The organism is Chryseobacterium sp. ISL-6 (assembly GCF_018613715.1).
Taxonomy (GTDB): Bacteria; Bacteroidota; Bacteroidia; order Flavobacteriales; family Weeksellaceae; genus Chryseobacterium; species Chryseobacterium paludis.
In genome coordinates this window covers 124,096-135,732 of sequence record NZ_JAGGPT010000007.1, presented here as the reverse complement: position 1 = coordinate 135,732, position 11,637 = coordinate 124,096, and the positions used below count along the sequence as shown (strand labels likewise).

Sequence of the window (11,637 nt, the reverse complement as noted above, 5' to 3'; positions counted from 1 at the left end):
TACAAACAAAATCTAATAAAAAAAATGAATACAGAACAGTTTGTGAGCCGTCACATTTCTATTAATGAAGCCGATAAACAGGCGATGTTAGAAAGAGTCGGCGTTTCAAGTATCGAAGAGTTAATTTCTCAAACCATTCCTTCTTCTATCCGTTTAGAAAAAGACCTTGATATCTCAGAACCGCTTTCAGAATATCAGATGCTCATTCATTCAAAAGAATTGGCTTCTAAAAATACTGATTATACAAGCTATATTGGTTTTGGATACCATAATACGCTTTTACCATCGGCGATTCAGAGAAATATTTTTGAAAATCCAAGTTGGTACACTGCTTATACACCTTACCAGGCAGAGATTGCTCAAGGGAGATTGGAAGCATTATTGAACTATCAGACTGTAGTATGTGATCTTACAGGATTTGCATTAGCCAACGCTTCGTTATTGGATGAATCTACGGCAGCAGCAGAAGCAATGCATATGTTCTTCAATAACAGAACGAAAGATCAGAAAAAAGTAAATGCAAATAAATTTTTCGTATCTGATCTTGTTTTACCTCAGACTGTTTCGGTACTAAAGACAAAGGCGGAAGGTTTAGAAATAGAAATCGTAGAAGGAGATCATAAAACCCATCAGTTTGATGAATCTTACTATGGAGTTTTATTACAATACCCTGGAAAGAATGGAATTGTTCTTGACTATACTGAAGATATCGTAGAATATAAAAAATTCGATCTTCAGGTTGCTTTAGCTTGTGATCCTATGGCTTTAGTAAAATTAAAATCTCCTGCTTCAATGGGAGCAGATTGTGCGGTTGGAACTTCACAGAGATTTGGTATTCCGTTGGGTTATGGAGGACCTCATGCAGCTTTCTTCTCTTGCAAAGAGGATTATAAGAGAGATATTCCAGGAAGAATCATTGGAGTTTCTCAGGATATGTACGGAAGACGTGCATTAAGAATGGCTTTACAAACAAGAGAGCAGCATATTAAGAGAGAAAGAGCAACTTCAAATATTTGTACAGCTCAGGTACTTTTAGCAGTAATGGCTGGAATGTATGCCGTTTATCATGGTCCAAAAGGATTGAATTATATTGCCGATCAGATTCACTTTAAAGCAAATGCTTTGAAAGGTGGTCTTAAAGCTTTAGGATATCAGACTGTTGAAGAACCGATCTTTGATACTGTAAAGATTGCGATGAGCGAAGATGAAAAAGGAAGATTATCAAGAATGATGCTTGATCATAAACTTAATCTGAACTATTTTACAGAAGGGGTTGTAAGTATCGCGATCAATGAAAGTACAACATTAGAAAAGTTGAATATACTAATGGCTTCTTTCGCTCAGTTTAAAGATAAGCAGACTTTTAAATTAGAAATAAAAGAAGGCTACAGTATTCCTGAAGAGAATTTAAGAAAAGATGAAATTCTTACGGAAGAAGTATTCAATAAATACCATACGGAAACAGAATTGATGCGTTACATCAAACGTCTGGAAAGAAAAGATTTATCATTAACACATTCAATGATCTCTTTGGGTTCTTGTACAATGAAACTGAATGCTGCCACTCAAATGTTGCCACTTTCTTGGGATAATTGGGGAAGTGTTCACCCATTTGTACCGGTTGACCAAGCTGGGGGATATCAGGAAATGATCCGTGAGCTGGAAAAAGATTTAGCTGAGATTACTGGTTTTGCCGGAACTTCTCTTCAGCCAAACTCTGGTGCTCAAGGGGAATATGCAGGTTTAATGGTAATCAGAGAATATCATATTTCAAGAGGTGAAGGTCATAGAAATGTAGTGCTGATTCCTCAATCTGCACATGGAACAAATCCTGCTTCTGCAGCAATGGCTGGAATGAAGATCGTTGTTGTTAAAAACCTTGAAAGCGGGGAGATTGATTTCGAAGATCTAAAGGCTAAAACTGAAGCTAATTCAGCGAATTTATCCGCAGTGATGATTACCTATCCTTCTACTTACGGATTCTTTGATGCTAATATTAAAGAAATTACCAAACTGATCCACGAACATGGTGGACAGGTATATATGGATGGTGCCAACATGAATGCTCAGGTAGGATATACAAGTCCTGGAAACATTGGAGCTGACGTTTGTCACTTAAATCTTCATAAAACTTTTGCAATTCCTCACGGAGGTGGAGGACCTGGAGTTGGACCAATATGTGTTGCTAAACATTTAGTGCCTTTCTTGCCTACTAATGCTAACATTAAAATAGGATCTAAAGAAGCTATTGATGGAATTTCTGCAGCTCCTTACGGTTCAGGACTGATCTTGAATATTTCTTATGCATACATTAAAATGCTTGGAACTTCAGGATTGAAAAAAGCGACAGAACATGCGATCTTAAATGCTAACTATTTAAAAGAAATTTTAGCGGAACACTTCCCGATTTTATATTCAAACGAAAACGGAAAAGTAGCTCACGAATGTATCGTAGATTTCCGTCAGTTCAAATCATTAGGAATTGAAGTGGCTGATGTGGCGAAGAGATTAATGGACTACGGTTTCCATGCCCCTACTGTTTCTTTCCCTGTTGCAGGAACATTGATGATTGAGCCTACAGAGTCTGAAAGCAAATCAGAGATCGATCGTTTTGCGGAAGCGTTAATTGCGATCAAAAAAGAAATTGATGAGATTGCTAACGGCGAAGTAGATCAGGCAAATAATGTACTGAAAAATGCTCCACACACAGAGCAGTTGGTCATCTCAGATTCCTGGGATAAGCCATACAGCAGAGAAAAAGCAGCTTATCCATTGGATTGGGTAAGAGATCACAAATTCTTTGCTTCTGTTTCCAGAGTAGACGAAGCTTACGGAGATAGAAACTTAGTATGTACATGTGAGCCTATTGAAGCTTATATGTAATAGATTATTTCTAGATAAACATAAATAACCCACTCAAAATCTGAGTGGGTTATTATTTTTAATAATCTTACGTTTTATTCTACGGTCTTCTTTTCGACATGTATTTTGACGTATATGCTATGAGAAGTATTACTGCCACTACAACAAACGTAATGATAGATGTAGTTTTAATTGCAGATTGACTTTCATTAACTTGTAAATTACTATTGCTTTTTTCGCAAGAATACAAGAATAGTGTTGCCATAAATAGGCAAATAGGGAGTAGTTTTTTTATCATATTTACATATGTTTGGTTATTAGTGAATTATCAGCAATAAATATGCCGAATACGAGTGAATTATTTTAGAGTTATATGCCTCGAATAGCACATCGTTTTAAACTATAGCTGTACAGCTATTTTTTGAAATTAAAAAATTAATACCTCTCAAATTTTTGAGAGGTATTACTTTTTATTTTGTCATCTTGGTCACTTAAAAAAGCTGTGTAAACCATTGAAGGTTATCTTATATTTTTGCGGATTGAGTTTCAGTTTCCAGCTTTTTAATTAAATTCCCTTTAACAACGGTAAACGTATGATCTTTAGCCTCAGCAAAAGAAATATTGTATTGTCGATCAATATGCTTTAAATCCTCTGGAAATTTAGATAATAGATTGTCATAAAAATGATCCAGGAATTCTTTTGAAGGCATTTTATAATTAATTTTTAATTGAAAACGTCTTAATAGAGCAGTGTCAATAATTTCCGGATGATTGGTGGCGCAAAGCAATAGAGCATTCTCGGGATAATAATCGATCAGCTGGATCAAAGTATTAACGAGCCTCCTCATTTCGCCAACATCTTTATCATCACTACCTCTTGCCTTACCTATCTGATCCAATTCATCCAGAAAGAGAACGGATCTTTCCCGGCTTGCTTTATCAAAGATCATTTTGATATTCTGAGAAGTTTCTCCGATACGGGATGAAACAATATTGCTGAGGTTTAAGATAATGATGCTTTTACCGAGAGCATTGGCAATAGCTTTTGCAGTCATTGTTTTTCCACATCCTGAACTTCCCTGCAGAAAAACTTTATTGTTAACAGGAAGCCCATATTCCTGAAGCTCCTTGAGATATGTATGTTCTTTGATCAGTTGTACAAGTTGTTCTTTATTGGTTTCTTCCAGAAATACATCATTAAGGGTAACTTCTTCTTTGTCTTGGATGATAAGATTGTACAGGTTCATGCTTTTTAAATGATTTTAAGATGTTTCTTATAGAACATGTTAGAATATACAAAGATAAAAATTTAGAGTATTTTGAGGTGCTTGCTATAGGTTTAGGTTTAAAATCTCTTCAAATTTTTCCAGATACGTACTTTTTGAAAAATCTATAAAGAAACTTTCTTGCCACTTCTTTGTTTTTTCAGCCTGTTTATTTTGTGGAATATCCCAGTCCGGATAAACTCTGAATCCTCGTTTTCCTTCTTTTGAAGGCGTGGTTAAAATAGATTGTTGAGAAAGTACAGTGTTCGGGAAAAAGAAAAAACCGGACTTGTTTTCAAGTTCAGCGTAAATTATATAAAAATCGGATTGGTCAGAAATGGTAAAAGGTTCTGTTTGTTGTGTGTCTGGATTTCTTTTCCATAACGTAACAAATTGTCCGATTTTCTTCGGAGTTATTTTAGCTTTTCTGAATTTGATATGGTATTGATTCAGCCGGAAGTTATACCCCAAGTATTCTTCGCATTCTAAATCGGGATGTAAATTGGAAATTGTCTGATTCAGCTTTGTAAAAACTGATTTTTGAATATGAGTAAGTTGATGGATCATTTAATTTATGTTTTGGGCCCTTTTACTCCAGTGGAGTAAAAGAGCGGCGATCTGATTTTTCAGATTGCAAACATAAACAATACAAACTAATATAAATAGTCGAAGCTGAATGCAGCTAAGCGTTTTTAATTAATTTCTTTCTCTTCTAACTGTTGTAAAATAAGAAGCGAATACTACTATACATGTTGCGATAAAAGCGTAAGTTACCATTTTTGTTTTTTTTAAATTTTAATTATACTTTCTTTACTAATTTTCTAATTGCAATATTACAACTCTCAAACGACATGCCAAATAGAATAAGTGTGATGTTTATCAGGTATTTAGGTGTTTTATGTGTGTGCTTTTCGTGATTAATTGTTTACATTAATTTAATGTATTATTGAAAAAATATGTGTATTATTATTATCTTATTCGTAAAAATTATTAATTTGATAAAAGATTTCCGTTCTGTATTTACAGATTGATAAATGAAATGCTATGCATATTATTATAAAATGCATTATCATATAAAACACTTAAAAGTGAAAAATGGAAGATTAAATATTAAGAAAAATTTATTTTTAAAGCGCTTATAAATAATTCATTACGGATATTTAATAATAGACAGAAATTGAGTAAAAAAATGACAGTCACTTTTACTACTTTTGTAAATAAAGATTTTTTCTATGGGCCGCAGTTATATCTATCTTATTTTGGCAATTGTTTTTGAAATCATTGCTACAACATTTCTGAAGAAATCTGAAGAGTTTTCAAAGCTTATACCATCTCTTGTAACCATTGCCGGATATTCTGCTGCTTTTTATTTCCTAAGCCTTACACTTCGTCATATTCCTATTGGAGTTACTTATGCGATATGGTCAGGTGTCGGCATTATATGTATAACAATTATAGGAGTAGTAGCTTTTAAACAGGTTCCAGATCTACCTGCGATCATAGGTATTGCATTAATTGTGATTGGCGTGATCATTATCAACCTTTTTTCAAAAATGGGAACCCATTAATGAGAGACCCTGAAATATCTTAACGTTAAAAATAAGTGAGTTATGAAAATCATAGATTTTCATCCTTTGCGAACTTTTGTCAGATTTTTTTTAAATTGAGAAGAAAAGCTTTTGCAACTTTTTGGGTTTAAATTTTTATATGGTAGCGTATATCTATCTATTTAATCTGTTCAATAAGTTCCAATCTTTTAACGATACTTTCTTTTGGTAATAAAGTTCCGGGAGACAGGACAGCATTAGCACCAATCCTGGAATCATCACCAACTAAAGATCCAAATTTCTCTGTATTTGTTTTTATAATTTCATTATTCAATAGAACAGATATCTCTTTATCTTTTCTCTCATTGTAATGATTAGCACAAATAGATCCTGCTTCAAAATTGATTCTGTTTCCGATAATGCTATTTCCTATATAATTAAAATGAGCCACAGCAGTCTCATTAAAAATTATACTTTGCTTGATCTCACTTCCGGGACCAATTTTAACATCTTTTCCTATATAAATAGGGCCTCGTAAATAAGCGTTGGCACCAATAAAAGAATTTTCGCCAATAATGATTCTACCTTTGAAAATAACATTCTGCTCTACGGTTGCCGTTTTATGAACGGCAACATCACCGGAAATTTCATACTCATCATTTAAATTATCAAACTTCTCTTTCAGAAGATCATCAAGGTTACTGATGATTTCCCAGGGAAGAGTGTAAATATTAGAATTGAAATCAAAAAAATTATCAATGAAATCGTTGATATTAATCATGAGCAGAGATGTTGTTTAAAAGTGAATACCCGAAAACAAATTTAAACATTAATCTGATCTTAATTTGATATATTCTAAGATGAATATTTTATGATTATAGGGATACTTTATATAAGGAACTCTATAGTGTTATTCGATTTTGTGTAATAATATCCTGGGATATTTGTTTCTGTTTCCAATGTTCAGCCCTTTTTTCGTATAAAAAGAACTTCCCTAATTTATATTTGAATTGTAGATACCCACGAAATTCAACCCCTTTAAATAAACTGTATGGTATATTTGAGTTCTCTTCTAAACTTTGATTGATTGCATTACTAAATACTGATGGGCCCGTAGTAGCATGGATATTATTAGGATACCGATGCGTCTTTATATTGTCAAGCATCAGATCTAATGTCTTTTTCAAAAAAGGATGATTTTTATTGAAAATAAGTGCCCATTGCACATATAATCCTTCATGCCTTTCCTTGCTGATTACAGCTTCATCATCATCATTTATCAGATTTTTGAACGGTCTTGTAACCGCACTGTCTACATCTAAATAGATTCCGCCTTTCTTATATAAGATAGCATATCTGAAAAAATCGGCTTTTGCAGCACCAATAGTTAGCTTGTTGTAATTTTCGATGTACTCAGATGGAAATTCATTTGTTATGAAATTTTCGATATCAGCATCATCGTAAAAGTGGTATTGATATTCTGGGTTTTTTCTTTTCATCCTCCAGATATACCATTGGGTTAGCCAGGGAAGTTTTTTAGACTTAAAAGTCTGGAATATTTGTTTTGGAATGGACATATTTTAATTAATTAACAGGTTTAGATAATACACAATAGTAGAACCGGCCACTATAATTTTAGTGGCGAATTAATGTGAAAACTAAATGCTGTGTTGGAGGTTTGATAGTGATTTAACCTTGAGGTTAAATATGAAACCGGAAAATTTTAATTATTTCGCCTTCAGTCTTGCAAAAGGATTATAAGAAATACCCAGATTGAAATATAAAGAAGGCTTTGCCGTGGTTTCTAACGTATAATCTTTGAAAGATTCTTCTTTATCAAATAGCCTAGCCCTTGGCATTACTCTAACCCCGGTTTTTAGCGTGGCGATAAGGTTTGAACCGAGATTATGTTCATAAATTGCTCCAGAGTTAATTTCAAGTTGCCTGAATTCGTATCTCTTATCTGATCGGTAAATATAAAGAGATGTATTATCCATTTCAGTTCCAAAAGAAATTCTACCATTTGAAAACATATCTTTCCTTATCAATATCTTTTTAGGAAGAACAACATCTGCGACCCAACCGTTGTTAAACCTATGTTCATAAGTGAAAATAGGAAGTGCCGGAACCTGTGTGCTTGGATCCAGAAATAAAGCAACTCCCAATGTCATTTTAGTTTTAGCATTAGCTTTTAATATTAAAGAACCCGTCAGCATTCCACGAACTCTTTCAAAGTGTTGTTCACTTCCATCCACTGAGGCTGTTGCAGAATAGATGGCCATTTTATTGAATAATTTAGAAATATGGGTAATACTCAAAGCTTCAGAATGATAATGGAAATCTCCTTTATTGTTTTCTTCAGGTAAAAAGAAGGCGTTGTTCTCAGCATTAATAGAGGTATAACGATAATTTAATGCTGCATTCAAAATCCATTTTTCATGTTTAAAAAAATAAATATTTGCATTGGCTTTCAGTTGTTGAAAGTTTTTGATTTTATTATCCGGTTGATTGGCTCCATATAAGGAAGAAGAATATTTATAAGGAGTGAGTTGAGTATACTCAAGATTGAAATCCCTCGTTTGCGGAAATTTATCAGTTACAAAAGCAATGACTTTTTGCGGTATGCTATCTTTTTTTTGGGCAGAAATAATACTCTTAAAAGGGAGGATAGCGAATGGCAAGAGGACTTTTCGGAAGTTTCTCATAAATTATTTTAAATTGTTAATTATTGATTGGAAGAAATTGAACAGAAATATTCTGTCATAAAATGTTTCAAGACTATTTTCTATGATAAAGTCAATATGTCGATTAGAATGATTATGTATATCTTCTTCTACGAATACAAACCACATTTCCTGTAATTGATGTAGTCTCTTAAATGCTTCACAATCAGATATGTCAATTAGACTGGAATGCTTATGGTCGTAAAATAAAATTCCCTTCCTAATGCCATTCTCTTCAATAATATTGATAGGATTGTGAACAGCTTTGTGGATTTTTATTCCAGGATCATAACATTCAATAAAATGATGAAGGTCAATTAGCTGAATTACTTTTTCTTCTTGTTGAGAATCGGTCATAAAAAAACATTCCAATGTTATTTGTTCTGTTAGTTCTTGGAAAACGGTAATATCCATAAATGGTAAATTAAACAGGGCAAAGAAAAATAGAATAGGGAGGGATTAGAATTTTTTTATACCAAATCCTTTAGATATTATACCAAATCCTGATTGGAAAATTGGTATAATAAACTTCGGATTTGGTATAATTTTCGGCTTTTTGTTTTTAATAATACTAATTTTGTTGCTCGTTGTAATGATATGAAATACAGTTCACGGGAGTTGAAAAATATTTTAGTTATCGATTTTCTTGTAGAAGACCGATATCGGTTTTTAAGGCATTTAGTGTTTTTGATAATCTTTTTTGCATTGTTATATAGTGCAAGTTTCTGGCGTTGGTTTGCTGAAGATTACCAATATTATATTTTATGTTATGTATACGTTTGCTTAGTAAGTATGGTGTATATTAATATTTATATTCTGGTGCCATTATTTTTCTTTAAAACGTATTATATTTCGTATTTAATTCTGTTGATATTACTCGGGGTTATTGGGCTGAATCTTATTGCATATAGTTTTAATCATTTCTTTTTGGATTACAGGCTTACTGAAATACCTAAAAATAGTAACAAAGGTGGCCTTTATGAAGGAGTGATGACATGTGTTCCTATTATATTGGCTACAACTACAGTGAAATTACTCCAGAAATGGACACGGGATAATAAAAGAATTATAGAGTTGAGTAATCTTACATTGAAAATGGAATTAAATGAGCTCCGGAACCAGATGAATCCTCATTTTTTGTTCAATATGCTGAATAATGTAAAAGCATTAATAAGAACTGATCCTGAAAAGGCATCTACGATGATCGTGAAGTTATCAGAGTTCTTAAGATATCAGCTGTATGAGAATGGTGAGGAAAAGACATTGCTGGTTTCTGAGATTGAGTTTTTATCAAACTTTCTCAATCTGGAAAATATAAGAAGGGAAAATTTTTCGTTCGATATCCATAGTGATACAGACAAAAGACTCTTGAATAGCACATTTATTCCACCTAATCTGTTTACATCTTTTGTGGAAAACGCCGTAAAGCACAGTGTAGATATTAGCGGTGAAAAGTCGTGGGTTAGAATAGTTGTGGAAATAGAAAATCAAAAGCTTCATTTTATATGCCGTAATTCTCAAAATCCGGATTTTCCTATTTCTAATGTTAGTAATAGTGGATTAGGGCTTGCCAATATTAAAAGAAGATTGGAGCTTTTGTATGGTGATACACATCATTTGAATATAACCTCCGAAGAAAAAGAATTTACCATTGATTTAACCATTCCCTTATGAATTGTATTATCATAGATGACGAGCCTTTGGCAAGAGCAGAAATGCATTCTTTAATTAATGAAGTTTCTAAAATTGAGATTCTTGGTGAATTTTCTAATGCACATTCCGCTTTGGATTTTCTTAAGAATAACTTAGTTGATTTCATATTTCTGGATATAGAAATGCCTTTGATGACTGGATTGGAATTTGTAGAAATGCTTCCAAAGCGTACTTTAATCATCTTTACAACCGCTTATTCACAATATGCTTTGAAAAGTTATGAACTGGAAGCGGTGGATTATTTATTGAAACCTATTGATAAGCAAAGGTTAAAAAAAGCAATAGATAAAGCCATTTTGTATACTGAACTTTTATCTGCAGACACCATAAAAAGTACCGTGGAGTCTAATACAGCCGATTTTTTATTTATTAAAGCGGAACGAAGATTTTATAAAATCAATTTTGTAGATATTAAGTATATTGAAGGTTTAAAGGACTATGTTGTTATTCATACTCAAAATCAGAAACTGATTACAGCAATGAACCTGAAAACGATTCATCAGAAAATTACCTCGGATTCTTTTATAAGGGTTAGTAAATCATATGTAATTAACATTGATTATATTGACTCTTTTGATAATCACAATATTTATATCAATGATTCAGAAATTCCTATAGGAGAGGTATATAAATTAGATTTTTTTACAAAATATACAGGTGGGTTTTTAAATTCTGACGTTTAGATTTAGAAACAATTTCAGGCTTTAGCTGTATTTTTGTCCAATAAACCTTATAACTTGTTATTAGTTTTTTTTGTTATTGTTTTAATGATATATATTATAGAAACTAATAAAATTTTTGATCCTTTTCACAATAAAAACTCCGCCTTTTCCCAATGCCGGTTTGCTTTTTAATGAGTTTCTGACCACATTTGGGGCAAGTACTTTTGGTATGAACAAGCCAGTGTTTTTTCAAAACAAATTCTCTCTTCCATTTTAAAAAGTCGAAGCTATAATTTCTGGCCTCTTTAATAATTTCCTTTAATTTTTTAGGGGGAAGATTTCCAATCTTACTCTCAGGCTGTACTCCGATTCTGAATAGGACTTCATTTTTGATGATGTTTCCCACACCGGAAAAAATATCCTGATTCATTAAAGCATCACAAACCATCATTTCTGGTTTTGCTTTTAGTTTCTTTTCAGCTTTCTTGGGATTCCAATCCTCACTCATGATATCAGCTTCCCAATCGATGGTTGTTAAGAACTCAGCTTCGACGAGCTTTACAGAACATGTATAAAAATACATAGATCCGGATTTGAACTTTAATGATAATCGCAGGCTCTTGTCAGGCTTTGTCTGTTCATTAATGCTATAAGAACCAAACATCAGTAAATGAATTCGGACACTCACAGCATGAAAAACGAGGTAGGTTTGTTTTCCAAAAGTTCTGATATCAAGAAGGGTTTTCCCTACTAATGCTTTCTTTTCAAATTTAGCATTTCCTGAAGCTTCAGTCACTTTCCTGCCTACAAATTCCTGCAGACTTTCTTTCATTAATAATATAGACGGTCCTTCTGGCATAGCTTT

At 32.9% G+C, this 11,637-nt stretch carries 11 protein-coding genes; 4 read left to right on the top strand and 7 right to left on the bottom strand.

Going from position 1 to position 11,637, the window contains the following annotated elements:
• Positions 1-24 precede the first annotated feature (24 nt).
• Entirely contained in the window at positions 25-2,883 is a 2,859-nt protein-coding gene (gene gcvP / locus J7E44_RS16270) for an aminomethyl-transferring glycine dehydrogenase (RefSeq protein WP_214831466.1), read from the top strand.
• 503 nt (positions 2,884-3,386) lie between these two features.
• Here the strand turns inward: gcvP and J7E44_RS16265 are convergent.
• Both J7E44_RS16265 and J7E44_RS16260 read right to left on the bottom strand, forming a co-directional pair.
• Complete coding sequence (locus J7E44_RS16265) at positions 3,387-4,109, bottom strand: AAA family ATPase (protein ID WP_214831465.1); 723 nt, start codon at positions 4,107-4,109, stop codon at positions 3,387-3,389.
• Between the two features lie 84 nt (positions 4,110-4,193).
• Entirely contained in the window at positions 4,194-4,694 is a 501-nt protein-coding gene (locus J7E44_RS16260; protein ID WP_214831464.1) for a MepB family protein, read from the bottom strand.
• Between the two features lie 665 nt (positions 4,695-5,359).
• On the opposite strand from J7E44_RS16260, the gene J7E44_RS16255 reads away from it, so the two are divergent.
• Positions 5,360-5,695, top strand: a complete 336-nt coding sequence (locus tag J7E44_RS16255; RefSeq protein ID WP_214831463.1) for a DMT family transporter — start codon at positions 5,360-5,362, stop codon at positions 5,693-5,695.
• A 157-nt stretch (positions 5,696-5,852) separates the two neighbouring features.
• On the opposite strand, the gene J7E44_RS16250 is transcribed toward J7E44_RS16255, so the two are convergent.
• The 4 genes from J7E44_RS16250 to J7E44_RS16235 form a co-directional block, all read right to left on the bottom strand.
• A complete protein-coding gene (locus tag J7E44_RS16250) occupies positions 5,853-6,455 on the bottom strand; it encodes a DapH/DapD/GlmU-related protein (RefSeq protein ID WP_214831462.1) in 603 nt (200 codons plus the stop codon).
• Between the two features lie 121 nt (positions 6,456-6,576).
• A complete protein-coding gene (locus tag J7E44_RS16245) occupies positions 6,577-7,251 on the bottom strand; it encodes a glycosyltransferase family 32 protein (protein ID WP_214831461.1) in 675 nt (224 codons plus the stop codon).
• Positions 7,252-7,401: 150 nt separating this feature from the next.
• Complete coding sequence (locus J7E44_RS16240) at positions 7,402-8,379, bottom strand: DUF6268 family outer membrane beta-barrel protein (protein WP_214831460.1); 978 nt, start codon at positions 8,377-8,379, stop codon at positions 7,402-7,404.
• A 3-nt stretch (positions 8,380-8,382) separates the two neighbouring features.
• On the bottom strand, positions 8,383-8,811 hold the full coding sequence (locus tag J7E44_RS16235) for a hypothetical protein (RefSeq protein ID WP_214831459.1): 429 nt from the start codon (positions 8,809-8,811) through the stop codon (positions 8,383-8,385).
• 378 nt (positions 8,812-9,189) lie between these two features.
• Between J7E44_RS16235 and J7E44_RS16230 the strand changes: the two genes are divergently transcribed.
• Both J7E44_RS16230 and J7E44_RS16225 read left to right on the top strand, forming a co-directional pair.
• Positions 9,190-10,071: a sensor histidine kinase gene (locus tag J7E44_RS16230; RefSeq protein ID WP_251040607.1), complete on the top strand. Its 882-nt coding sequence runs from the start codon at positions 9,190-9,192 to the stop codon at positions 10,069-10,071.
• Positions 10,068-10,793: a LytR/AlgR family response regulator transcription factor gene (locus J7E44_RS16225; RefSeq protein WP_214831457.1), complete on the top strand. Its 726-nt coding sequence runs from the start codon at positions 10,068-10,070 to the stop codon at positions 10,791-10,793. The genes J7E44_RS16230 and J7E44_RS16225 overlap by 4 nt, the downstream gene beginning before the upstream one ends.
• Positions 10,794-10,896: 103 nt before the next feature.
• Here J7E44_RS16225 and J7E44_RS16220 read toward each other — a convergent pair whose 3' ends face one another.
• The gene (locus J7E44_RS16220) at positions 10,897-11,631 is read right to left on the bottom strand and encodes a DNA-formamidopyrimidine glycosylase family protein (RefSeq protein WP_214831456.1); all 735 of its coding nucleotides are present in this window, start codon (positions 11,629-11,631) and stop codon (positions 10,897-10,899) included.
• Positions 11,632-11,637 lie beyond the last annotated feature (6 nt).

Excerpts from the sequence above, each read along its gene's own strand:
- J7E44_RS16230 (WP_251040607.1), top strand. The coding sequence starts at position 9,190 with ATGGTGTATATTAATATTTATATTCTGGTGCCATTATTTTTCTTTAAA.
- J7E44_RS16245 (WP_214831461.1), bottom strand. The coding sequence starts at position 7,251 with ATGTCCATTCCAAAACAAATATTCCAGACTTTTAAGTCTAAAAAACTT.
- J7E44_RS16250 (WP_214831462.1), bottom strand. The coding sequence starts at position 6,455 with ATGATTAATATCAACGATTTCATTGATAATTTTTTTGATTTCAATTCT.
- J7E44_RS16240 (WP_214831460.1), bottom strand. The coding sequence starts at position 8,379 with ATGAGAAACTTCCGAAAAGTCCTCTTGCCATTCGCTATCCTCCCTTTT.
- gcvP (WP_214831466.1), top strand. The coding sequence starts at position 25 with ATGAATACAGAACAGTTTGTGAGCCGTCACATTTCTATTAATGAAGCC.
- J7E44_RS16255 (WP_214831463.1), top strand. The coding sequence starts at position 5,360 with ATGGGCCGCAGTTATATCTATCTTATTTTGGCAATTGTTTTTGAAATC.
- J7E44_RS16235 (WP_214831459.1), bottom strand. The coding sequence starts at position 8,811 with ATGGATATTACCGTTTTCCAAGAACTAACAGAACAAATAACATTGGAA.
- J7E44_RS16265 (WP_214831465.1), bottom strand. The coding sequence starts at position 4,109 with ATGAACCTGTACAATCTTATCATCCAAGACAAAGAAGAAGTTACCCTT.
- J7E44_RS16225 (WP_214831457.1), top strand. The coding sequence starts at position 10,068 with ATGAATTGTATTATCATAGATGACGAGCCTTTGGCAAGAGCAGAAATG.
- J7E44_RS16260 (WP_214831464.1), bottom strand. The coding sequence starts at position 4,694 with ATGATCCATCAACTTACTCATATTCAAAAATCAGTTTTTACAAAGCTG.
- J7E44_RS16220 (WP_214831456.1), bottom strand. The coding sequence starts at position 11,631 with ATGCCAGAAGGACCGTCTATATTATTAATGAAAGAAAGTCTGCAGGAA.